At 66.6% G+C, this 21,632-nt stretch carries 18 protein-coding genes; 8 read left to right on the forward strand and 10 right to left on the reverse strand.

Annotated features, from left to right (window positions below; genetic code table 11):
• The 6 genes from PHQ87_RS04445 to gyrA form a co-directional block, all read right to left on the reverse strand.
• On the reverse strand, nucleotides 1-453 hold a 453-nt coding region (locus tag PHQ87_RS04445), incomplete at its 3' end, for a S1 RNA-binding domain-containing protein (RefSeq protein ID WP_300231653.1).
• 182 nt (nucleotides 454-635) lie between these two features.
• Nucleotides 636-2,672 (reverse strand): bifunctional 3-phosphoshikimate 1-carboxyvinyltransferase/cytidylate kinase, encoded by a 2,037-nt coding sequence (locus PHQ87_RS04450; RefSeq protein WP_300231654.1) that lies wholly within the window; start codon nucleotides 2,670-2,672, stop codon nucleotides 636-638.
• A 6-nt stretch (nucleotides 2,673-2,678) separates the two neighbouring features.
• Nucleotides 2,679-3,542: a prephenate dehydrogenase/arogenate dehydrogenase family protein gene (locus PHQ87_RS04455; protein WP_300231655.1), complete on the reverse strand. Its 864-nt coding sequence runs from the start codon at nucleotides 3,540-3,542 to the stop codon at nucleotides 2,679-2,681.
• Nucleotides 3,543-3,563: 21 nt separating this feature from the next.
• On the reverse strand, nucleotides 3,564-4,676 hold the full coding sequence (gene pheA, locus PHQ87_RS04460; protein ID WP_300231656.1) for a prephenate dehydratase: 1,113 nt from the start codon (nucleotides 4,674-4,676) through the stop codon (nucleotides 3,564-3,566).
• Nucleotides 4,673-5,779, reverse strand: a complete 1,107-nt coding sequence (gene serC, locus PHQ87_RS04465; protein WP_300231680.1) for a 3-phosphoserine/phosphohydroxythreonine transaminase — start codon at nucleotides 5,777-5,779, stop codon at nucleotides 4,673-4,675. Before serC ends, pheA begins: the two co-directional genes overlap by 4 nt.
• 2 nt (nucleotides 5,780-5,781) lie before the next feature.
• A complete protein-coding gene (gene gyrA, locus PHQ87_RS04470) occupies nucleotides 5,782-8,424 on the reverse strand; it encodes a DNA gyrase subunit A (protein WP_300231657.1) in 2,643 nt (880 codons plus the stop codon).
• 299 nt (nucleotides 8,425-8,723) lie between these two features.
• Here gyrA and ompA point away from each other — a divergent pair, with 299 nt between their 5' ends.
• The 4 genes from ompA (at nucleotide 8,724) to PHQ87_RS04490 (ending at nucleotide 11,902) form a co-directional block, all read left to right on the forward strand.
• Nucleotides 8,724-9,368: an outer membrane protein OmpA gene (gene ompA / locus PHQ87_RS04475; protein ID WP_300231658.1), complete on the forward strand. Its 645-nt coding sequence runs from the start codon at nucleotides 8,724-8,726 to the stop codon at nucleotides 9,366-9,368.
• A gap of 68 nt (nucleotides 9,369-9,436) precedes the next feature.
• Entirely contained in the window at nucleotides 9,437-10,147 is a 711-nt protein-coding gene (gene ubiG, locus PHQ87_RS04480; protein WP_300231659.1) for a bifunctional 2-polyprenyl-6-hydroxyphenol methylase/3-demethylubiquinol 3-O-methyltransferase UbiG, read from the forward strand.
• Nucleotides 10,144-10,830 (forward strand): HAD-IA family hydrolase, encoded by a 687-nt coding sequence (locus tag PHQ87_RS04485; RefSeq protein WP_300231661.1) that lies wholly within the window; start codon nucleotides 10,144-10,146, stop codon nucleotides 10,828-10,830. Before ubiG ends, PHQ87_RS04485 begins: the two co-directional genes overlap by 4 nt.
• A gap of 253 nt (nucleotides 10,831-11,083) precedes the next feature.
• Entirely contained in the window at nucleotides 11,084-11,902 is an 819-nt protein-coding gene (locus PHQ87_RS04490; protein ID WP_300231662.1) for an IclR family transcriptional regulator, read from the forward strand.
• A gap of 109 nt (nucleotides 11,903-12,011) precedes the next feature.
• Here the strand turns inward: PHQ87_RS04490 and PHQ87_RS04495 are convergent, their stop codons facing one another.
• On the reverse strand, nucleotides 12,012-13,595 hold the full coding sequence (locus PHQ87_RS04495; RefSeq protein WP_300231664.1) for an ABC transporter substrate-binding protein: 1,584 nt from the start codon (nucleotides 13,593-13,595) through the stop codon (nucleotides 12,012-12,014).
• A gap of 137 nt (nucleotides 13,596-13,732) precedes the next feature.
• Between PHQ87_RS04495 and PHQ87_RS04500 the strand changes: the two genes are divergently transcribed.
• Nucleotides 13,733-15,181: an MmgE/PrpD family protein gene (locus tag PHQ87_RS04500; RefSeq protein WP_300231665.1), complete on the forward strand. Its 1,449-nt coding sequence runs from the start codon at nucleotides 13,733-13,735 to the stop codon at nucleotides 15,179-15,181.
• Between the two features lie 39 nt (nucleotides 15,182-15,220).
• On the opposite strand, the gene PHQ87_RS04505 is transcribed toward PHQ87_RS04500, so the two are convergent.
• Complete coding sequence (locus PHQ87_RS04505; RefSeq protein WP_300231666.1) at nucleotides 15,221-17,419, reverse strand: heavy metal translocating P-type ATPase; 2,199 nt, start codon at nucleotides 17,417-17,419, stop codon at nucleotides 15,221-15,223.
• A 216-nt stretch (nucleotides 17,420-17,635) separates the two neighbouring features.
• Here PHQ87_RS04505 and cadR point away from each other — a divergent pair, with 216 nt between their 5' ends.
• Nucleotides 17,636-18,121: a Cd(II)/Pb(II)-responsive transcriptional regulator gene (gene cadR / locus PHQ87_RS04510; RefSeq protein WP_300231667.1), complete on the forward strand. Its 486-nt coding sequence runs from the start codon at nucleotides 17,636-17,638 to the stop codon at nucleotides 18,119-18,121.
• Between the two features lie 38 nt (nucleotides 18,122-18,159).
• Nucleotides 18,160-18,906 (forward strand): 16S rRNA pseudouridine(516) synthase, encoded by a 747-nt coding sequence (locus PHQ87_RS04515; RefSeq protein ID WP_300231668.1) that lies wholly within the window; start codon nucleotides 18,160-18,162, stop codon nucleotides 18,904-18,906.
• A 3-nt stretch (nucleotides 18,907-18,909) separates the two neighbouring features.
• On the opposite strand, the gene PHQ87_RS04520 is transcribed toward PHQ87_RS04515, so the two are convergent.
• Together PHQ87_RS04520 and PHQ87_RS04525 are read right to left on the reverse strand one after the other, a co-directional pair.
• A complete protein-coding gene (locus tag PHQ87_RS04520) occupies nucleotides 18,910-19,647 on the reverse strand; it encodes a hypothetical protein (RefSeq protein ID WP_300231669.1) in 738 nt (245 codons plus the stop codon).
• A gap of 147 nt (nucleotides 19,648-19,794) precedes the next feature.
• A complete protein-coding gene (locus PHQ87_RS04525) occupies nucleotides 19,795-20,601 on the reverse strand; it encodes an alpha/beta hydrolase (RefSeq protein ID WP_300231670.1) in 807 nt (268 codons plus the stop codon).
• A gap of 105 nt (nucleotides 20,602-20,706) precedes the next feature.
• Here PHQ87_RS04525 and PHQ87_RS04530 point away from each other — a divergent pair, with 105 nt between their 5' ends.
• On the forward strand, nucleotides 20,707-21,621 hold the full coding sequence (locus PHQ87_RS04530) for an EI24 domain-containing protein (RefSeq protein WP_300231671.1): 915 nt from the start codon (nucleotides 20,707-20,709) through the stop codon (nucleotides 21,619-21,621).
• Nucleotides 21,622-21,632 lie beyond the last annotated feature (11 nt).

A 21,632-nucleotide genomic window follows, 5' to 3' on the forward strand; every position in this document is an offset into this window, starting at 1 on the left:
GGTCTTGTTTTCGTACGGCGTCAGGTCCTTGGTCGGACGGCTGTCGACCAGCGAACCCGGCAGGAAGGCGCTGATGCCGTTGATCATGACCTTCAGGCCGCCCTTGACCTTGGTGCCGGTGGTGCCGGTGACGAAATCGCCAGACTCGAGGGCCTTTTCCAGGGCCATCCAGGACGCCAGGCGCTTGGCCTTGTCGCGCGAGAGCAGGGTGTCGCCAAAGCCGTTTTCCACGGAGTCGATGGCCACGGCGACGAAATCGCCCACCTGGACTTCGAGTTCGCCCTGGTCGTTCTTGAATTCGGCGATCGGCACATAGGCCTCCGATTTCAGCCCGGCGTTGACCACCACGTGGTTGTGCTCGATGCGCACGACTTCGGCGGTGATGACTTCGCCCGCGCGCATTTCGGCACGCTTGAGGGACTCTTCAAACAGGGCGGCAAAAGATTCAGACATGAGGTTTCCTAGAACCACACAGCGCCGGGCGCGGGAGGGCTGTCAAAGCTCGCGCGGGAGATCGGCGGATGGGCGGCGTTTCAAATGCAGCGCGTGACGCTGCGGTTGGGTCGAAGAACCATAGGGCCTGCGGGCGGGGAACACCCGGCGGGGCCTTCTGGGCCAAACAAAAACCGGTGTTCTCAGCGAGCCGCGAACACCGTCCTGCCTTGCCACCAGTCCAACACCTGCTGCACCGATTGCTCGATGGAGAGATGGGAGTTGTCCAGCTGCACGGCATCCTCGGCAGGCTTCAGAGGGGCGTGTGCCCGGGTGGTGTCCCGGGCGTCCCGCTCCCGCAAATCCTGCAGAAGATCGTCAATTTTAGCAGTAAACCCTTTTGAAATCAATTGCTTATACCGACGCTGGGCACGCTGCTCGACGCTGGCCGTCAGAAATACCTTCAGCGGGGCGCCGGGGAAGATCACCGTACCCATGTCGCGGCCGTCGGCCACCAGCCCCGGCAGACGCCGGAATGACAGTTGCAAGCCGTGCAGCGCGGTGCGCACGCCCGGGTGCCGGGACACCTGCGAGGCCATGCCGCCGGTGGTCTCCTGGCGCAGTTCGTCGGTGACGTCCTTGCCCCTCAGGAACACGCGCTCCTCCTGGAACGACACGGGCAGTGCGGCCGCGATCCGGGTCAGCGCCGGCTCGTCGTCCAGGGAAACGCCCGCGTCCCTGGCGGCCAGCGCCGTGGCGCGGTACAGGGCGCCGGAGTCGAGCAGGTGATAGCCCAGTTGCTGCGCCACCGCCGAGGCCAGCGTGCCCTTGCCGGAGGCGGTCGGCCCGTCGATGCAGATCACCGGAATGGCGTCCTCGGCGGCGTGGCAGACGCCAAACAGGGTTTCGAAGTAGTCCGGAAAGGTTTTGGCCACGCAGCGCGGGTCCTCGATGCGCACCGGCAGGCCGGCCGGGTTGAAGGCCGCCAGCGAGAAACACATGGCCACGCGGTGGTCATCATAGGTGTGGATGCTGCCGGTGGACCAGGGGGCGCCGTTGCCGAGCGGGCCCGGCGGCGTGATGCGGATGTGGTCGGCGCCTTCCTCGACGGTGGCGCCGAACTTGCGGCACTCGGCGGCCATGGCGGCGATGCGGTCGGTTTCCTTCACGCGCCAGCTGGCGATGTTGCGCAGCGTGGTCGTGCCCTGGGCGTACAGTGCCATCACCGCCAGCGTCATCGCCGCGTCGGGAATGTGGTTGCAGTCCAGGTCGATGGCCTGCAGCGGCCAGCGGCCGCGCCGGATGTGCAGACGGTTGGCTTCGCCACGGATGTCGGCACCCATCTGGCGCGCCGCCTCGACAAAGCGAATGTCGCCCTGGATCGACTCGATCCCCACGCCTTCGATCGTGATGCCGTCCAAGCCTGGCGAGGCCGGCGCGATGGCGCCCAGGGCGATGAAGTAGCTGGCGGAGGACGCATCACCCTCGACATGGATCAGGCCGGGCGAGCGGTAGCGGCTGCCGGCCGCGATGGTGAATCGCTCCCAGCCGTTCCGCGCGACGGTGACACCGAAGCGCTGCAGCAGGTTGAGCGTGATCTCGATGTAGGGTTTGGAGATCAGCTCGCCCACCACCTCGATGGTCACCGGGTGCTCCTGTGCGACCAGGGGCAGGGCCAGCAGCAGGGCGGTCAGGAACTGGCTGGACACGTCGCCGCGCACGCGGATGGGCCGGTCCAGCTGCAGGCTGCCGGTCGAACCGTTGCCCAGGCGCAGGGGTGGGTAGCCGTCGTTGCCCAGGTAGTCGATGGCGCAGCCGAGCTGGCGCAGGGCGTCGACCAGGTCACCGATGGGGCGCTCGTGCATGCGCTCGATGCCGCCGAGTTCGAAGCAGCCGGCTTCGCGCGTGGCCAGCAGGGCCAGTGCGGCCGTCAGCGGACGCATGGCGGTGCCGGCATTACCCAGGAAAAGCTTGCCCTGGTGCACCGGCAGGCTTGCGCCCAGACCCTGGATGCGCAGCCGGCTGTCGCCCAGGCGCTCGATGCGGCAGCCGAGTTGTTCCAGCGCGGCCAGCATGACGCGGGTGTCGTCCGAATCGAGCAGATCGGCGATGTCGGTTACGCCGTCGCTCAGGGCTGCCAGCAGCAGTACCCGGTTGGAGATGCTCTTGGAGCCGGGCAGGCGAACGGTGCCGCCGGCGCTGGCGAGCGGCGGCAGGTCGAGAAATGCGGTCGAATACATGAATATCTATTTCGACATCTGCCAGTGCGCGCGCGTCTCGCTGGCGCGCTCGATCAGTGTCTCCAGGGCATCCGGGTTGCCGGCATGAAGCGCCGTTTCAAAGGCGTGCAGCGCACGCTGGAAGTGCTTGCTCTGGGCCAGCAACTCTTCGCGGTTGGACATCAGGATGTCACGCCAGACCGATGGATCGCTGGCTGCGATGCGGGTGAAATCACGAAACCCCGGGCCTGCCAGCGACAGGAAGTCGTCCCCGGAGGCCTGCCCGGAAATGGCGTTCATCGCGGCGAACGCGATCATGTGGGGCAGGTGGCTGACCGCGGCGTAGGCAGCGTCGTGGGCCTCGGGTGACATCAGCTTGAGCTGGCAGCCGAGCGCCTGCCAGACCTGCTGGGCTTTGGACAGCTGTGCCGTGAGCGTGCGCTCGATCGGTGTCAGGATGACCTGGCGGCCGGCGTACAGGTGGGGATCGGCGTGCTCGACGCCGGACAGCTCCTTGCCGGCGATGGGGTGGGCGGGAACGAAAACCCCGACCTGATCACGCAGCACGCGCCGGGCGGCGTCGATGACGTCGCGCTTGGTCGAACCGACGTCCATGATGAGCATGTCCGGTGTGACCAGGTGGCGGATGGCTTTGAAGGTGGCCTCGGTCGCCGCCACCGGCACCGCCACCAGCACCAGATCGGCGCCGGAGACGGCCAGCAGGGCCGACGGTGCCTCGATATCGATCACCCCCATCTGGCGGGCGCGCTCGGTGGTCGAGGGTGATTTGCTGTAGCCGACCACGCGCTTGACGAGGCCGGCCCGCTTCATGGCCAGGGCAAACGATCCACCCATCAGGCCGCAGCCAATGAGGCCGAGTTGCTCAAACATCTGGGCGCTCCTGTCGGCTCATCATTCGCTCACCGGGTAGGCACCCAGCACCTTGTAGAACGCGCACAGGCCCTGCAGTTCCTGCAGGGCTGCCGCGACCTGGGGCTGTGCCGGATGGCCGGCGATATCGATGTAGAAGTAATACTCCCACTGCCCCGATTTGGCCGGTCGCGACTCGAAGCGCGTCATCGACACGCCGTGCTTCTTCAGCGGTACCAGCAGATCGTGGACCGCGCCGGGCCGGTTGGGCACCGACACCACGATGGAGGTGCAGTCCTTGCCCGAGGCCGGTGGCATGGGCAGGGTCTGCGGCAGGCAGATCACGGCGAAACGCGTGCGGTTGTAGGCTTCGTCCTGGATCGCGTGGGCCACGATGTGCAGGCCGAACTGGGCAGCGGCGCGCTCGCTGGCCAGGCCCGCCCAGGCCGGGTTGGTGGCGGCCAGCCGCGCACCCTCGGCGTTGCTGGTCACGGCACGGCGCTCGGCGTGTGGCAGGTGCTGGTTCAGCCAGCCCTGGCATTGCGCCAGCGCCTGGGGGTGTGCCAGTACGACCTCGATGCCTTCGAGCGAGTTGACCTGGCGCAGCAGGTTGTGGCGCACCAGCAGGCTGACTTCGCCGACCACGTGCACGGGCGAGCGCAGGAACAGATCGAGCGAGCGCGCGACCACCCCCTCGGTCGTGTTTTCCATGCCCACCACGCCGTACTGCGCGGTGCCCGCCGCCGTGGCATGAAATACTTCGTCAAAGCTGCTGCAGTAGATGAGGTTGGCGGCGCCGCCAAAGTACTCGATCGCCGCCTGCTCACAGAAAGTCCCTTCGGGACCCAGAACGGCCACGCGCTGCGGCGTTTCCAGCGCCAGGCAGGCCGACATGATTTCGCGCCAGATGGCGGCCACGTGCGCGTTGAGCAGCGGCCCTTCGTTGGCGTTCTGGATTTTCTCGATGACCTGGGCCACGCGGTCCGGCCGGAAAAAGGGTGAACCCTCCTGCCGTTTGAGTTCGCCCACCTGTTCGGCCACGCGGGCGCGCTGGTTCAGCAGTGCCAGCAATTGCCGGTCGAGCGAATCGATCTGCGTGCGCAGGGCGGCCAGTGCCTCGGTCTGGACGGGCTGGGGTTTGTTCTGCTCGCTCATGCGCGCTCCTTCTCGAAGTCGCGCATGTAGTCGACCAGTGCTTGTACGCCCTCGATGGGCATGGCGTTGTAGATGCTGGCGCGCATGCCACCCACCGACTTGTGGCCCTTGAGTTGCAGCAGGCCGCGTTCCTTGGCACCCGCCAGGAAAGCGTCGTTCAGGCGCTCATCGCGCAGCAGGAAAGGCACGTTCATGCGCGAGCGCACGGTGGGGTCCACCTGGTTGACGTAGAGGCCGGACTGGTCGATGAAGCCATACAGCAGTTCGGCCTTGGCGATGTTGCGCTTTTCCATCGCGGCCACGCCCTGCAGCCCACCCTCGCGCTGGCGCTTGAGCCACTGGAAGGTCAGGCCCGCCATGTAGATCGCGTAGGTGGGTGGCGTGTTGAACATCGACTGGTTGTCGGCCACCGTCTTGTAGTCGAAGGCGCTGGGACAGATGGGCAGGGCATGCCCCAGCAGATCCTCGCGCACGATGACCAGCGTGACGCCTGCCGGGCCCACATTCTTCTGTGCGCCACCGAAGGCCAGGGCCACGCGTGACCAGTCCACGGGGCGCGAGAGCACGTGCGACGAGAAGTCGATCACCAGCGGTGCATCGCTGCCCAGGGCCTTGAGGTCGGGCAGCTCATGGAATTCCACGCCATGGATGGTCTCGTTGCTGCAGATGTGCAGGTAGGCGGCATCGGCGCTCAGTTGCCAGGAGGCGGGCGCCGGCACCGTGGTGAAACCCGATGCCTGTCCGCTGGCCGCGGTGTGCGGCGTGGCGTAGCGCTGGGCCTCCTTGGCCGACTTCTGGCTCCAGCCGCCGGTGACGACGAAATCGACCACGCCGCCGCGCGAGAGGTTCAGCGGCACGATGGCGTTCTCGGCGATGCCGCCGCCCTGCATGAACAGGATGCGGTATTCGGGCGGCACGGCCAGCAGCTCGCGCAGGTCGGCCTCGGCCTGTTCGTAGATCGAGATGAACTCCTTGCCGCGGTGGCTCATCTCCATCACGCCCATGCCGCAGCCATGCCAGCTGGTCATTTCGGCGGCGGCCTGTTCGAGCACCTCCAGCGGCATGGCCGCGGGACCGGCAGAGAAATTGAAGGGACGGCACATGCTCATGCCTGTGCCTCCCCGGCGCCGGCATCGCCGTCCTCACCCTCGCTCGATTCGGCATTGGCGTCGTTCTCGACGATGCGCTGCAGACCGCTGAGTTCGGAGCCCTCGTCCAGCGCAATGAGCGTGACGCCCTGCGTGGCGCGGCCCAATTCACGAATCTCGCTGACGCGTGTGCGCACCAGCACGCCCTTGTCGGTGATCAGCATGATCTCGTCGTCGGGGCGCACCAGCGTGGCGGCCACGACCTTGCCATTGCGTTCGCTTTGCTGGATGGCGATCATGCCCTTGGTGCCGCGACCGTGGCGGGTGTATTCGGTGATCGGCGTGCGCTTGCCGTAGCCGTTGACGGTGGCCGTCAGCACCGACTGTGTCTCGTCCTCGGCCACCAGCATGGCGATCACGCTCTGGCCGTCCTCCAGGGTCATGCCCTTGACACCGCGCGCGTTGCGGCCCATCGGGCGCACGTCGTTTTCGTCGAAGCGCACGGCCTTGCCGCCGTCGCTGAACAGCATCACGTCATGCTGGCCGTCGGTCAGGGCGGCGCCGATCAGGTAGTCGCCCTCATCCAGGCCCACGGCGATGATGCCGGCCTTGCGCGGGTTGCTGAATTCGTTCAGCGGCGTCTTCTTGACGGTGCCCATGCTGGTGGCCATGAACACGTAGTGGTCGGCCGGGAAGCTGCGGAACTCGCCCGTCAGCGGCAGCACCACGTTGATTTTCTCGCCCTCGGCCAGCGGGAACATGTTGACGATGGGTCGCCCGCGCGAGCCGCGCGAACCGGCCGGCACTTCCCACACCTTGAGCCAGTACAGCCGCCCCCGGTTGGAGAAGCACAGGATGTAGTCGTGCGTGTTGGCGATGAAAAGCTGGTCGATCCAGTCGTCTTCCTTGGTGGCGGTGGCCTGCTTGCCGCGTCCACCGCGCTTCTGGGCCCGGTACTCGGACAGCGGCTGGCTCTTGATGTAGCCGCTGTGGCTGAGGGTGACCACCATGTCGGTGGGCGTGATCAGGTCTTCGGTGGCCAGGTCCTGGGCGTTGTGTTCGATTTCGCTGCGGCGGGCGCCCAGCTTGGTCTGACCGAACTCGTTCTTCAGCGCCACGAGTTCCTCGCCGATGATGGTGGAGACACGCTCGGGCCTGGCCAGGATATCGAGCAGATCGTCGATATGCGCCATCACGTCCTTGTATTCGGCCACGATCTTGTCCTGCTCCAGGCCGGTGAGGCGCTGCAGGCGCATCTGCAGGATTTCCTGTGCCTGGGTCTCGGACAGCCGGTACAGGCCGTCGCCCTGCATGCCGAATTCGCGCCCCAGGCCATCGGGACGGTAGTCGTCGGCGTTGACGGTGCCGCCATCGGCCTTGGCGCGCGTGAGCATCTCGCGGACAAGCTGGCTGTCCCACGAGCGGCTCATCAGCTCGGTCTTGGCCACCGGCGGGGTGGGCGACTCGCGGATGATGCGGATGAACTCGTCGATATTGGCCAGCGCCACCGCCAGGCCTTCGAGCACGTGGCCGCGTTCGCGCGCCTTGCGCAACTCGAACACGGTGCGGCGGGTCACCACCTCGCGGCGGTGCTCCAGGAACACGCTCACCAGGTCCTTGAGGTTGCACAGCCTGGGTTGGCCATCGATCAGCGCCACCATGTTGATGCCGAACGTGTCCTGCAGCTGTGTCTGCTTGTACAGGTTGTTGAGCACCACCTCGGGCACTTCGCCGCGCTTGAGCTCGATGACCAGGCGCATGCCGGACTTGTCGGATTCGTCCTGGATGTGGCTGATGCCCTCGAGCTTTTTCTCGTGCACCAGCTCGGCGATGCGCTCCTGCAGCGTCTTCTTGTTGACCTGGTAGGGGAGCTCGTCGACGATGATGGCCTGGCGCTGGCCCTTGTCGATGTCCTCGAAGTGCACCTTGGCCCGCATCACCACGCGCCCGCGGCCGGTGCGGTAACCGTCCCTGACACCCTGGATGCCGTAGATGATGCCGCCGGTGGGAAAGTCGGGTGCCGGGATGATCTCCATCAGTTCGTCGATGGAGCAGTCCGGGTTCTTGAGCGAATGCAGGCAGGCATCCACCACCTCGTTGAGGTTGTGCGGCGGTATGTTGGTGGCCATGCCCACCGCAATGCCGCCCGAGCCGTTGACCAGCAGGTTGGGCAGGCGCGTGGGCATCACCAGCGGCTCTTTTTCCGAACCGTCGTAATTGGGCCCGTAGTCCACCGTCTCCTTGTCGATGTCGGCCAGCATCTCGTGGGCGATCTTGGCCATGCGGATCTCGGTGTAGCGCATGGCGGCCGCGTTGTCGCCGTCCACCGAACCGAAGTTGCCCTGGCCGTCGACCAGCATGTGGCGCATGGAAAAGTCCTGCGCCATGCGCACGATCGTGTCGTACACCGCGCTGTCGCCGTGCGGGTGGTACTTACCGATCACGTCGCCGACGATACGGGCCGACTTCTTGTAAGGCCGGTTCCAGTCGTTGTTGAGTTCGTGCATCGCGTAGAGCACGCGGCGGTGAACGGGCTTGAGGCCGTCCCGCGCGTCGGGCAGGGCGCGCCCCACGATCACGCTCATGGCGTAATCGAGGTAGCTGCGGCGCATCTCCTCTTCCAGACTGATGGGCAGGGTCTCTTTGGCGAACTGTGTCATGTGTGCTCAGGGCGCGCGCGGCAGGCGCCGGCGCACCGCGAAAGGGTCACGGATGGGCAAGCGGTCCATTCTAGTGGGTGCCGCACAGCACCCCGGTGGCCCCCTCGCAGCAAGGGGATGTTGCGAATGGGCAACGACCCTTGTAGGACAAGACCGCATCCTGGATGCGGTCCGGCGGTGCCCCTGCCGCCATGCAAGGCTTGTGGCACAATGGATTTCAGCGTTTAAGTGGTGGTCACTTCAAGCGCCATCCGAAACACTGTCTTACGGTCCGCCCGACGCAAACCAAGAGGATTACCATGAAGAAACTGAACAAAGTGGCAATGCTGTTCGCTACCGCCGCCCTGGCGACTGCTGCAAGTGCGCAGACCATCGACAACTGGCGCAACGGTACGTCCGAACTGGTCTGGAAAAACGGCACCAACGAGCTGTGCTGGCGCAATGCCAACTGGACGCCGGCCACGGCCGCCCAGGGTTGCGATGGCGCTCTGGCCCCGGCACCGGCACCGGCCCCCGCTCCGGCGCCTGTGGCTGCTCCGGCTCCCGCACCGGCTCCGGCGCCGGCTCCCGCGCCGGCACCGGCTGCTGCCGCCAAGGTGACCTACGCCGCCGACGCTTTCTTCGACTTCGACAAGGCGGTGCTCAAGCCTGAAGGCAAGGCCAAGCTGGATGACCTGGCCGACAAGGTCAAGGGCATCAACCTGGAAGTGGTGATCGCCGTCGGTCACACCGACTCCACCGGTCCCACCGCCTACAACCAGAAGCTGTCGGTTCGTCGCGCCGAGGCCGTCAAGGCCTATCTGGTGAGCAAGGGTATCGAAAGCAACCGCATCTACACCGAAGGCAAGGGTGAAGGCCAGCCCGTGGCCGACAACAAGACCCGCGAAGGCCGCGCGAAGAACCGCCGCGTGGAAGTCGAGGTGGTTGGCACCCGCGCCCAGTAATTCCTCCGGAATTGCACAACAGGAAAACCGCGCTCCGGCGCGGTTTTTTCATTTGATAATCGGTGCGTATGAACCCGAACGTCAATGCCGACCCGGCCGAGTTGGCCAAGTTCTCCGAATTGGCCCATCGCTGGTGGGATCCCGACAGCGAATTCCGGCCCTTGCACCAGATCAATCCGCTGCGCCTGGGCTGGATCGACAGCCTGGCGCCGCTGGCTGGCCAGCGTGTGGTCGATATCGGCTGCGGCGGCGGTATCCTGGCCGACGCGATGGCCCGCAAGGGTGCCCAGGTGACCGGCGCCGACCTGTCCACCAAGGCCTTGCGCGTGGCCCAGTTGCACGCGCTGGAAGCCGGTACGCCCAACGTGACCTACCGGGAGATCAGCGCCGAAGACCTGGCGGCCGAGCAGCCGGCGTCCGTCGACGTGGTCACCTGCATGGAGATGCTGGAACACGTGCCGGACCCGTCCTCGGTGGTGCGCGCCTGCCACGACCTGGTCAAGCCCGGTGGCTGGGTGTTCTTCTCCACCATCAACCGCAACCCCAAGTCCTTCCTGTTTGCCATTGTCGGGGCCGAGTACATGCTCAAGCTCCTGCCCAAGGGCACCCACGAGTGGGCACGGTTCATCCGTCCGCATGAACTGGCGGCCTACTGCCGGCAGGCCGGCCTGGACCTGAAGGGCACGCGGGGCATGGAGTACAACCCGGTGACGGGCCGCTACTGGCTCAGTGACGACACCAGCGTCAACTACCTGGTGGCCACGCGGCGGCCGGCATGAGTGCCCCCAGCCGGTGGCCGCCGGGCCGCATTCGTGCGGTGCTGTTCGATCTGGACGGCACACTGGTCGACAGCGCCCCCGATCTGGCTGCCGCCGCCAATCGCATGCGCGAGCGTCGCGGCCTGCCGGCCGTGCCAGAGGGGCTGTTTCGCCCGCACGCGAGCTCGGGTGCCCGGGGCATGCTGCGCATCGCTTTCGATGCCCATCCTGAGCAGGCTGGTTACGACGCCATGCGCCAGGAGTTTCTGGCCGAGTACGCAGGGGCCCTGCTGGATCGGACGGCACCGTTCGATGGCGTGGCTTACCTGCTCGAGGCGCTGGCGGGTGCCGGACTGCCCTGGGGCATCGTCACCAACAAGGCGGCGCGCTTCACCACGCCGCTGGTCGCTGGCATGCCCGTGCTGGCCGGTGCGGCGGCGGTGGTCAGCGGAGACACCACACCGCACGCCAAGCCGCACCCGGCCCCCTTGCTGGAGGCGGCACGGCGCATGGCCATCGATCCCCCGGCCTGCCTCTATGTGGGCGACGACGAGCGCGATGTCGTGGCCGGGCGCGCCGCCGGCATGCTCACCGTGGCGGCCCGCTATGGCTACCTGGGGCAGGGCGTGTCTGTCGACACCTGGCTGGCCGATGCCTGCATCGATGGGCCCATGGAGCTTCTGAAATTGCTGGACCTGGCTTGAAGGCGGGAACGCAAGAGGTGCCCGCTGGGGTCTATCCATGAACCGGTCTGGCAACGTCGGCTCAGCCCCAGGTTGAGGCGCTGCTCGCCGCTGAACCCCAGGGGCAAGGGCTCGTTGCGCAGACCAGGGGTGGCTCAGGGAGGGCAGGTCGTCGTGTCGCACACATGGTTTTCCAACAGACGGGAGTCTCGCCAGATTCGCTCAGGTATCCAGGGAGCGCGTGTTCGAATGCGGGAATGAGATGGTGAAACGTTTGGATTCCTCTCCAATGCCGGGATCGGCTCGCTCGATCGCGCGCGACGCCGCCAAAGGCACGCAGGTCATCCAGCGTGTGGCCTCCATCATGCGTGCATTGGCCGCACGGCAGCGCGAGGGCATGCGGCTGCTGGACCTCACCGAGGCATGTGGCCTGGAGCGCTCCACTGCCCACCGCATGCTGCAGGGCCTGATCGCGGAAGGCATGGTGATGCAGGATCAGGAAAGCAGGCGATACCGGCTGGGGCTGTCGCTCTACGAGTTGGGCCTGGCCGCCATGCCGGATCATCCCTTGCGTGAGCTGTGCCATCTGCACCTGGCGGCGCTGGCCCGGGAGACTGGTGAGACCGTGTTCCTGACCGCACGTTCGGGTTTCGACGGTGTGTGCCTGGACCGCATCGAGGGTGCCTACCCGATCAAGGTCTACGTGCTCGACGTGGGCAAACGCCGTCCGCTTCAGGTGGGGGGCGGGGGCGTTGCCATTTTGAGCGGGCTGCCCGAGGACGAGGTTGCCCGGATTCACAAGGCGAATGCCTCGCGTCTGGCAGAGCATTTTCCCCGCCACAAGCAGAGCGTGTGCGAGAAGGCCATTGGGCTCGCTCGCCGCCAGGGCCATGTGGTCAAGGATGTGGTCGAGGTGGAGGCGGTGCGTTCCGTGGCCGTTCCCATACGCGGTACCAACGGTCATGCCATCGGTGCCGTCAGCATGGCGACGCTCACCTCGCGGCTGGGCAGCGCTCGCGTGCGCGAACTCGTGGCGGCCATGAAGGATACGGTGCGCCGCATTGAGGCGCAGATCGGTCGTGAGGGCACCTGAGGTTCTCCCGCCCCCGCCTCCGTCCCTGTCCATGGCCGGCATGGGCGCATCCACAAAAGCAGACAGGCCACCCGTGAGTGGCCTGGGATGTGCCTCAGGGCTGAACGGTCTACTTCGATGAGCGCAGCCAGACGTCGGAGAGTTCCATCTTGAGGAAGTTGGATGGCATGTCGGGTACACCACCCACTTCGGACGAAATGACCCGTGTCCAGTTCTGCCAGAACAGGGGCATGACGTAGGCCTGATTCAGGACGTACGATTCCAGCTCGTGTACCCTGGCACGCCGCTTCACGGGATCCACTTCGCGCATCTGGGCTTCATAGAGCGCATCCAGTTTGACGTCGTTGGCGCGGGTCGTGTTGCTCGGGTTGTTCTTGAACGAGGTCAGCGAGGAGAACTGCACGGTCGGGTCGTCGAGGTACTCGGGCGGGGAGTCGGTGATGAGATCGAACTCACCCGAGCGCCGGCGAGCGTGCAACTGCGCGGTGTCCACGACCTGGTGGTCCACCGTGACGCCGATCTGCCGCAGCTGGTCGGCGACGTAAACGCCCAGGAAGGTGTACCCCTGCGAGTTGACGAGCGAGAGCTTGAGTTTGGGGTGACCGGCTTCAGCCAGCAGCCGGCGTGCCTCCTCGCGTGCCTCGGCCGTATTGCGGCTGAAACCAGGTTCTTTTTCCAGCTCTGCGTTGCTGCGTGCGAAGGGCGATCCTGGCCGCACCAGGCCGCCAACCACATTCAGTCCCGTCAGCCCTGACATGGCTTTGGAGCCACTCCAGCGGTCCAGCGCCAGGGTCAGGGCGCGCCGCACCCGCACGTCATCGAGCGGTGGGCGCGTGGCGTTGAAGGCCAACCACATGCGCACCGGGGTGACGGTGTTCTGTCCAACCACTTTTACGGCGTCCCCGCGTGCGGCCGTGATGCGGTTCACCTCGGATGACGTCAGCGCGCGCAGGCTGTAGTGGACCTGGCCCGACAGGGAGGCGTTGATGGCCGCTGCCGGCGATACCGTGAGCGCCCGGAAGCCGTCGAGATAGGGCTTGCCGGGTTCGAAGTAGTCATTGAACCGGGTGCCCACCCACTCGGTGCCAGAAATATGGCGTTCGAACTTGAAGGGGCCTGACCCCATCACCGTTTTGCTCGGGTAGTTGGGGTCCGAGGCCAGCAACTTGGCCGAGTAGATGCAGGCGTAGGGCATGGCCAGCAGCTGCAACATGGCCGCATTGGGCTTGCTCAGGCGCATCACGACGGTCTGCGCATCCGGTGTGTCGATGGCTTCGACGTCGTCGAACATGGCCTTGCGCAGCGAGACCACGCCGGGCGGCGGGTTGCGCAGCCGGTCAAAACTGGCCTTGACATCGGTGGAAGTCAGCGGAGAGCCATCATGGAACTTCACGTTCGGGTGCAGCTTGAACTCGAACTTCAGCCCGTCAGGCGATACCGTCCAGCTTTTGGCAAGCTCGCCTTTCACCTCGGGAAAGCGTTCGGGGTCGGCCCTCAGCAGCAGCGAGTAGTGCGGCGCCACGCGAAACAGCACCGCCGGGCCGGCGGCTGCGCAGTCGAACGATGAGGGTTCCGGAAAGTGGACGGGAATCACCAGGGTTCCACCCCTGACCGGTTGGTCGGACTGGGCTAACGCCGGGCTGCTGGCCATACCTGCCACCCACATGGCGAGAAGGGCGTGAGAGATCTTCATGAGGCACTTTCCTGAACTGACGATGAAACGGAAGCCGCGGCACCGTACGAGTGACGGGATCGTGGACGCGCGGGTTTCTCTTTGATTCCACTATGTGGTCTCAACAGAAGTGGAACGCGAGTTAGTATCAGAGCGGAATGGATCTGGTTCATCACAAAGATAGCGAAAAGATAATTCACATAGTGGACAAATCGGATGTATCCACCCCGGTGAGTGAGCGCAGCGGAACATCGGCTGGTGCAACGCAGCGCCTGGCAAGGTTTTCGACCCGTCTGGACCCTGCGAGCCTGAGGGACAGCGACCTGGCGGCCTGTGGCCGTACCTGGCTCGACACCGTGGGCGTGGCGGTGCCGGGGTGGCGCGAGCCTGCAGCGCGGCGTGCGCTGGCCTACGCAGCACAACTCGAAGGCCTGGAGCCAGGGCCCAAGCGCGCAAGACTGTGGGGACATCCTGGTGCGAGCAGCATGGAGATGGCCGCCTTCCTGAATGGCGTTGCAGCCCACGTGCTCGATTACGACGACGTGACCTCGCCCATGCGCGGTCACCCGAGCGTTGCGTTGTGGCCCGCCTTGATGGCCCTTGCCGACGGGCGGGGCTTGTCGGGTGCGCGCCTGCCCAGCGCCTACATCGTCGGTTTTGAGGCGATCTGCAAGCTGTCGAAGGCCATCGCCCAGCCGCATTACGCTCGCGGCTGGCACACCACCTCGTCCATCGGGGTGATCGGCGCAACGCTGGCCTGTTGTCACCTGCTTGAACTCGACCTCTGGCAAACATCGAACGCCCTGGGTCTGGCCGTGGCGCAAAGCGGTGGTACCCGACAACACTTCGGCACCGACGCCAAGTCGTTTCAGGCCGGCATGTGCGGCGCGGCCGCGGTGCGTTCGGCCTTGCTTGCCGAGCAGGGGCTCGATGCGTCGGAGTCCGCCCTCGACGGACCCTTCGGCTTCACGGCCCTGCACGGCAATGGCGAATCACTGGCGGACGCACTGTCGGCGCTGGGTGAGTCGCCCTTCGAACTTCACACGAGTGGTGTGGAGGTCAAGCGGTTCCCGATGTGCTACGCGACGCACCGCGCCATCGACGGTGTGCTGTCCCTCAGGCGCGATCACGGACTCACGCTGCGGGATGTGCGGCGTGTTGATGTCGAGACCAGCGCTGGTGGCTTGATTCCCCTGATTCACCACCGGCCCGGCACCGGGCTCCAGGCCAAGTTCAGCATGGAGTACGCGGTGGCGGCGGCTCTGGCGGACGCGGGCGTGCGGCTGTCGTCGTTCACGGACGAGGCGGTGCGCCGGCCGGAGATCGTCGATTTCATGGCGCGGGTGAACGCGACAGAATGCCAGGGCGCGCTGTTTCCCCGGTCTTCTCTCGTGCGGCTTGAACTCGTCAGCGGTGACGTGCTGGAGCGGCGCGTCGAGGTGCAGCATGGCGCTGCCGCCGACCCCCTCACGGACGATGAGCTGATCGAGAAGGTGGCCGACTGCCTGAGCCACGGAGGCTGCGGCGCCGATCCCCGCAAGCTGCTGCATCTGGCGTCCGGCATGCGCCGCCATTCAGCAGCGGTGCTGCTGGACAGCCTGATGTGAAGCGTGTCGGTCGCGCGCCTGGGGATCGCGGCCGTCAGGTCAGGACCGGCTGAAACGGCGCACGGGCCGGGTTCGCAACAGGCGCAAACCGTTGGCCACCACGATCAGGCTGGCGCCCATGTCGGCGAACACGGCCATCCACATGGTGGCCGAGCCGGCGACGGCCAGCACGAAGAACACCAGCTTGATGCCCAAGGCCAGCCCGATGTTCTGCACCAGCACGGCGTGCGTGCGGCGCGACAACGCCATGGTCTCGGGGATGCGGCGCAGGTCGTCGTTCATGATGACCACGTCGGCCGCCTCGATGGCGATGTCGGTCCCGGCGCCACCCATGGCGATGCCCAGGTCGGCCGTGGCCAGCGCGGGTGCATCGTTGATGCCGTCACCGACCATGGCCACGGTATGGGCGTTGCCGCCGGCCTGTCGCTGCATGTCGCGGATGGCATCGAGCTTGTCCTGCGGCATGAGCTGGCCGCGCGCGCTGCTGATGCCGGCCTCGCGCGCGATGGCTTCGACAGTGCGCTGGTTGTCACCCGAGAGCATGTGCGTCTGGACACCCATGGCCGCGAGCTGCGTCATGGCCTCGCGCGAACTGGGTTTGATGGCATCGGCGACCGCGAAGATGGCCAGCACCTGCTCGCGGCTGGCCAGCAGGGTGACGGTTCGGCCCTGCGACTCGTGTTCGTCCAGCCGGGCCTCGACCTGCGGCACGCACACACCCAGGGATTCGATCAGGCGGTGGTTGCCCAGCCACAGATCGGTACCATGCGCCCGTGCCCGGGTGCCCAGCCCCGGGAGCACTTCGAACCCGTCGATGTCGTGCGAGCAACCGTGACCATCGAGACCCGCGGCGATGGCGTGCGAGACAGGGTGATCCGAATGGCCAGCCATGTCGGCGGCCCAGTGCAGCACCTCGTCATGGTGGTGGCCCGGGGCAAGGACCTCGGTGGCCACCAGGCCGGGCTTGCCTTCGGTGATGGTGCCGGTCTTGTCCAGCGCGATGGTGCGCAGCAGCCGGGCCTTTTCCAGATGCACGCCGCCCTTGATGAGGATGCCGCGCCGCGCCGCCGCGGCCAGGCCGCTGACGATGCTCACGGGGGTGGAGATGACCAGCGCGCAGGGGCAGGCGATCACCAGCAGCACCAGGGCCTTGTAGAGGCCTTGCAGCCAGGTCCAATCGAGCAGCCAGGGCCCCAGCAGTGCCACTGCCAGGGCCAGCGCGAAGACCGTGGGCGTGTAGATGGCGGCAAAGCGGTCGACGAAGGCCTGGGTGGGCGCACGCGCGCTTTGTGCCTGCTCGACGGCCGCGATGATGCGCGCCAGCAGCGTGTTGTGGCTGGCGGCCGTGGCCGTGGCCTCGACCGTGCCGCTGAGGTTGACCGTGCCGGCGAACAGGGCGTCGCCCACACCGCGCTCGATCGGCATACTCTCGCCCGTGACCGCCGATGGATCGACCGTGGTCTGGCCGCTGATGATCGTGGCATCCAGTGGGATGCGGGTACCGGGCCGGATGCGGATGCACTGGCCGGGTTGTACGTCCGAAGAGGGGCTCGTCACCCATTGCCCGTCGGCATCCCGCACCTCGGCGGTTTCCGGCGCCAGGCTCAGCAGCCCCTGGATGGCGTTGCGCGCGCGGTCAACCGAGCGGGCCTCGATCAGCTCGGCAATGGCGTACAGCGCCATGACCATGGCGGCCTCGGGCCATTGGCCGATGAGGAAGGCGCCGGTGACGGCGACCGTCATCAGCGCGCTGATGCCGATGCGTCCGCGGCGCAGCGCGGCCAGTCCTTTGGCGTACGTCGAGAAACCCGCCAGTGCAATGGCGGCGGCAGCCACGGCCATGCCGGCCACGGCCCAGGCGGTGATGTCGGGCGCCAGGAAGTGCAGCGCTTCGGCCACGACGGCCAGGGCCAGAGCCAGGCCATAGCGCACTTCGTCGCGCCACCATGCCGCCGCTGGGTGTCCATGGTCATGTCCATGCGCGTGATCGTGGTCATGAACGTGACGGTGGCCGTGGGCGGGCGCCGAAGGCTCGGCGGCCAGTTGCGTCACCTTGAAACCGGCGCCGGCAATGGCGTCGAGGGCCTTGGGGATGGACTCGGCCGGGGCATCGATGCCGAGCGAACGGCTGGCGAGCCGGAACCGCAGACCGCGCAGGCCCGGCAGTTCCGACAGGGCGCGCCGGATTTCGCCTTCCTCGGCCGCGCAGTCCATGGCCGGGATGCTCAGCCACGTCATGTCCTGGAGGCTGGCCGCTCCCGGTGATACCGGGATGACGGGGGCGCAACCACCGTCGCAGCCGCAGGCCGGTGCAGGGGTGGGGGCGTGGCGGGCGGGATGGCCATGGTGCGGCAGGTGGTCTCTGGTCATGCGCTGACGGGTAGGGTTGGTCTTCGTTTACAGTATTGGAAACCCTGTAGCTGGTTCAGGGTCAAGCCCTGCAGGAGCATGCCCATGAAGATCGGCGATCTGGCCCGGCAGACCGATACCCCGGTCGAGACGATCCGCTTCTATGAACGGGAGGGTCTGTTGCCTGCGCCCGCGCGCACCGGGTCGAACTACCGCGCCTACGAAGCATCGCACGCCGAACGGCTGAGCTTCATCCGGCATTGCCGCAACCTGGACATGACGCTGGACGAGATCCGCACGCTGCTGCGCTTCAAGGACCATCCCGAGGCGGATTGCGGCGGCGTGAACGACCTGCTGGACGAACACATCGGTCATGTGTCGCAGCGCATCCGCGAGCTGCGGCTGCTGGAGCGTCAGCTCAAGGCCCTGCGCGCCCGCTGCACCGCGGTGGACGACACCGCCGACCACTGTGGCATCCTCAACGAGCTCTCGCGACCCGACGTGTTGCCGGTCCGCCGGCCGGATGTCGCCCAGGGTCCGCACCACGTTCCCGGCTCGCATGGGCGCCAACCGCGTGCGGCCGCCCGCTGATCCGTCACACTGCCATTTTTTTCTTGCCTGCCATGCCCATGTCCGACCGCGCCCAGCCCTTGCACGACATCCTATTCAGCCAGGGCTTCGGCACCCGGCGGGTCTGTTGGGGGCTGGTGCAGCAGGGGCTGGTCGAAATCGGCGAGGAGCGCGCCCGTTGTGAGGACCCGGAGGCGCTGATGACGACCGACGGACTGGTGTTCTGGGTGCAGGGTCAGCGCTGGGCGTACCATGAGCGCGCCTACGTGATGCTGCACAAGCCCGCCGGTTACGAGTGCTCGCGCAAGCCCGGTGCGCATCCGGGGGTTCACACGCTGCTGCCGGGGCCGCTGCGCGAACGCGGCGGCTCGGCCGCCGCCGGCGTGCAGGCCGTGGGCCGGCTGGACCATGACACCACCGGTCTGCTGCTGCTCTCGGACGATGGCAAGTTCATCCACCGCATGACCTCGCCGCGCCATCACGTGCCCAAGGTGTACGAGGCGCGGCTCAAGCACCCGCTGGACGACCGGTTGCTGCAGCGCTTGTCCGAAGGTGTGGTGCTCGACGACGACCCCAGGCCGGTGAAGGCGCACGCATGCCGCCGGCTGGACGATCATCTGCTGGAGCTGACGCTGACCGAAGGCAAGTACCACCAGGTCAAACGCATGGTGGCCGCGGCCGGCAACCGGGTCGAAGGCCTGCACCGACGGGCCATCGGCAGCCTCGAGCTACCACCTGATCTGGCGCCCGGCCAGTGGCGCTGGCTCACGGCCGAGGAGGTGGACGCCCTCACGCGCAAGGTGTAGGCGTCAGTGCAGATCACCCTTGCGGCTGTCCAGCGGTTGCAGGAATGAATTCTCCCCCCAGTTGCTGTTGAAATCGCTGGGCCTCAGTTCGCTGTTGCCCGATGGCCAGGTCGACAAGGGGGTGAAGTCGCTGTCGGCGCGGCTTTGCCGTTGGCGGTTCAGGGCCGAACGCAGATTCGCCTGGGCAGCGATGATGGCGCGTTCTTCCTGTTCACGCTCGCGCATCGATTGGGCCAGGGGGGCGTCACCCAGGAACTCGTCGCGGATGTCGGCCACGGCAGGCAGGTTGTCCGAACGAATGACCCAGTAGGGCAGGCCACACCGGGTGAGCAGCGAATACTTGATCTGGCGCACCATGCGCGGAATGCCCTTGTGGCCTGGCACATCCACACAGCCGATCACCCGGCCGTCGGCCTTGCAGATGGTGAAGGTGCAATAGACGCTGCCCAGCAACTGGAACCAGTTCTTGCTCTGGACGGGGTCGCGCGGCAGCGTGAAACGTGTGACCGGCAGCTTGATCATCACGTGGTGGTCGTAAAACGTGCGCACGAGCCAGTGCCAGACAAGGGTCTCTTCGCTGTTGGTCAGTGCCCTCGGGGTCAGCGGCCAGTGGCGCGGAATCCGCCGCCGCCGCCTCGCCGCCCGGGCTGCCCAGACATGATGCCCCCACGCACCGGCCGCCAGCAGCACGGGTGCCAGCGCCACAAGCAGCCACGGATCCGGTGTGACAAAGGTGGGCATGGAGCAATCAGAGAACGGCGATAGGCATCGAATGATGATGAATTGACGCACAGTTCACCGCTCTGGTGCAAGTCATGAGCCGGCAATGTGTGACGTCTGTGGCAGTTTTCCCCGGAATTTGTGCAGATTGGGCACACTTCGTCCCTGTTAGGGCACATTTTCCAGATAGGGGGCGACCGCATCCAGCAGCGCGTCCGGCTGGTCGCGGTGGGGGCTGTGGCCGCAATCGGGCAGGATGGCCAGATGCGCATGGGGCGCCTGGGCCTGGATGTCCTGGAGCTGCTGCAGGCTGCCGTAGGGGTCGTCCGTGCCCTGGATGGCCAGCAGCGGTGCGCGGATGTCGGCGCAGGTGGTCCGGATGTCATAGGCGCGAAAGGCCGGGTCGAGCCAGATGTCGTTCCATTGCCAGAAGGCGTTGTCCACGTCGCGGTGATAGCGTGCCAGCCGCTCACGCAGGGATGTCTTCAGGTAATGTTCGCGCGCCTGCTCGATGGCGGCGATGGTGATGTCCTCGACCATGACATGCGGGGCCATCACCACGCAGGCCGCGACGTCGTGGCGGGCGGCGTGGAGCAGGGCGATCGTGGCGCCGTCCGAATGACCGACCAGTACCGGCCGGTGCACGCCCAGCTGCTGCAACAGGCGTGGCAACACATCCCAGGCTTCACGGTGCATGTAGTCGGGTTCGTGCCGGCCGACGTGCCAGAAGCCAGCCATGCGCGGCGCGGCGCGCACCTCGGCCACGGGGTCGGACTGGCCGTAGCCGCGGCGTGAATACAGCCAGCCGCTGCGCCCCGTGCGCTCGCACAGCTCACGCGGCCAGTCGCGGCCGCGCTGGGGCCACATGGCCACGCTGCCCAGGCCTTCATGCAGAAAGATCAGGGGCGCCTTGTCCGGGGCGCCGGGAATATGGGCCACTTCCAGCCCGATGCCTTCGATGTCGATGCGATTCATGGCGCAATCGTAGGCGAATCCACCACGCCGGCCTGTCACCCGCCCGTCAGCGAAACGCCGTGTTCCGATGCCATGGCGGGCGGAGAAAGGCGCTATGCTGCACACATGAAGCAGATCCTCGATGCCTTCTGGCGGGCACTGGCCTACTGTCTGCACCCGCGCGTCATCGGCCTGTCCCTGTTCCCGTTGGGCCTGATGCTGGCGGCTTCCTTCGGCCTGGTGTATTTCTTCTGGCAGCCCGCCGTGGCCAGTGCGCAGGCCTGGCTCGACACTTTCAGGCTGTACCAGGCGCTGGCCGCATGGCTCAACGAGGCCGGCTGGTCGCTCGTCTCGACCATGCTGGCGCCCTTGCTCGTGCTGTCGCTGTCCACGCCGGTCATTGTCGTGGCCAGCCTGCTGCTGGTGGCAACCTTCATGACCTCGGCCATGGCCGCGCTGGTCGGGCAAAGACGCTTTCCGATGCTTGAGCGCAAGCGCGGGGCATCGATGGTGCTCGCCGTGTGGTGGTCGTTGTGGTCCACCGTGGTCGCGCTGGTGGCCCTGTTGCTGTCCATGCCGCTGTGGCTGGTACCGCCACTGGTCCTGATCCTGCCGCCCCTGATCTGGGGCTGGCTGACCTACCGCGTGTTCGCCTTCGATGCGCTGGCGGCGCACGCCAGCAAGGACGAGCGCCAGCACATCCTGCGCGAGCACCGGGGTCGCCTGCTGCTCATGGGTGTGCTCACGGGCTATCTGGGGGCAGCGCCCAGCCTGTTCTGGGCCTCGGGCGCCCTGTTCCTGGCGTTTGCCCCCCTGCTGGTGCCGCTGGCCATCTGGGTCTATACCCTGGTGTTCGCGCTGTCCTCTCTCTGGTTCGCCCATTATTTGCTGGCAGAGCTGGCGCGGCTGCGATCGAGCGGTGGCTTGGCCGATGCCGGTGATCCCATGCCAGCGCACGGGGCCATGGTGGATGCGGTGGCGTGGCACGGCCAGCCGGCCCTGCCCGCTGCCGACACCGCTACCGACCCCTCCAAGCCGTGACCCCCTGCCCA

It is taken from the genome of Hydrogenophaga sp. (assembly GCF_028698005.1).
Lineage (GTDB): Bacteria > Pseudomonadota > Gammaproteobacteria > Burkholderiales > Burkholderiaceae_C > Hydrogenophaga.

Coding starts and splice junctions, on each gene's coding strand:
- PHQ87_RS04515 (WP_300231668.1), top strand. CDS start 18,160: ATGTCCGACCGCGCCCAGCCCTTGCACGACATCCTATTCAGCCAGGGC.
- PHQ87_RS04450 (WP_300231654.1), bottom strand. CDS start 2,672: ATGTATTCGACCGCATTTCTCGACCTGCCGCCGCTCGCCAGCGCCGGC.
- PHQ87_RS04525 (WP_300231670.1), bottom strand. CDS start 20,601: ATGAATCGCATCGACATCGAAGGCATCGGGCTGGAAGTGGCCCATATT.
- gyrA (WP_300231657.1), bottom strand. CDS start 8,424: ATGACACAGTTCGCCAAAGAGACCCTGCCCATCAGTCTGGAAGAGGAG.
- PHQ87_RS04530 (WP_300231671.1), top strand. CDS start 20,707: ATGAAGCAGATCCTCGATGCCTTCTGGCGGGCACTGGCCTACTGTCTG.
- ubiG (WP_300231659.1), top strand. CDS start 9,437: ATGAACCCGAACGTCAATGCCGACCCGGCCGAGTTGGCCAAGTTCTCC.
- PHQ87_RS04500 (WP_300231665.1), top strand. CDS start 13,733: ATGGATCTGGTTCATCACAAAGATAGCGAAAAGATAATTCACATAGTG.
- serC (WP_300231680.1), bottom strand. CDS start 5,779: ATGTGCCGTCCCTTCAATTTCTCTGCCGGTCCCGCGGCCATGCCGCTG.
- PHQ87_RS04495 (WP_300231664.1), bottom strand. CDS start 13,595: ATGAAGATCTCTCACGCCCTTCTCGCCATGTGGGTGGCAGGTATGGCC.
- pheA (WP_300231656.1), bottom strand. CDS start 4,676: ATGAGCGAGCAGAACAAACCCCAGCCCGTCCAGACCGAGGCACTGGCC.
- cadR (WP_300231667.1), top strand. CDS start 17,636: ATGAAGATCGGCGATCTGGCCCGGCAGACCGATACCCCGGTCGAGACG.
- ompA (WP_300231658.1), top strand. CDS start 8,724: ATGAAGAAACTGAACAAAGTGGCAATGCTGTTCGCTACCGCCGCCCTG.
- PHQ87_RS04485 (WP_300231661.1), top strand. CDS start 10,144: ATGAGTGCCCCCAGCCGGTGGCCGCCGGGCCGCATTCGTGCGGTGCTG.
- PHQ87_RS04505 (WP_300231666.1), bottom strand. CDS start 17,419: ATGACGTGGCTGAGCATCCCGGCCATGGACTGCGCGGCCGAGGAAGGC.
- PHQ87_RS04455 (WP_300231655.1), bottom strand. CDS start 3,542: ATGTTTGAGCAACTCGGCCTCATTGGCTGCGGCCTGATGGGTGGATCG.
- PHQ87_RS04520 (WP_300231669.1), bottom strand. CDS start 19,647: ATGCCCACCTTTGTCACACCGGATCCGTGGCTGCTTGTGGCGCTGGCA.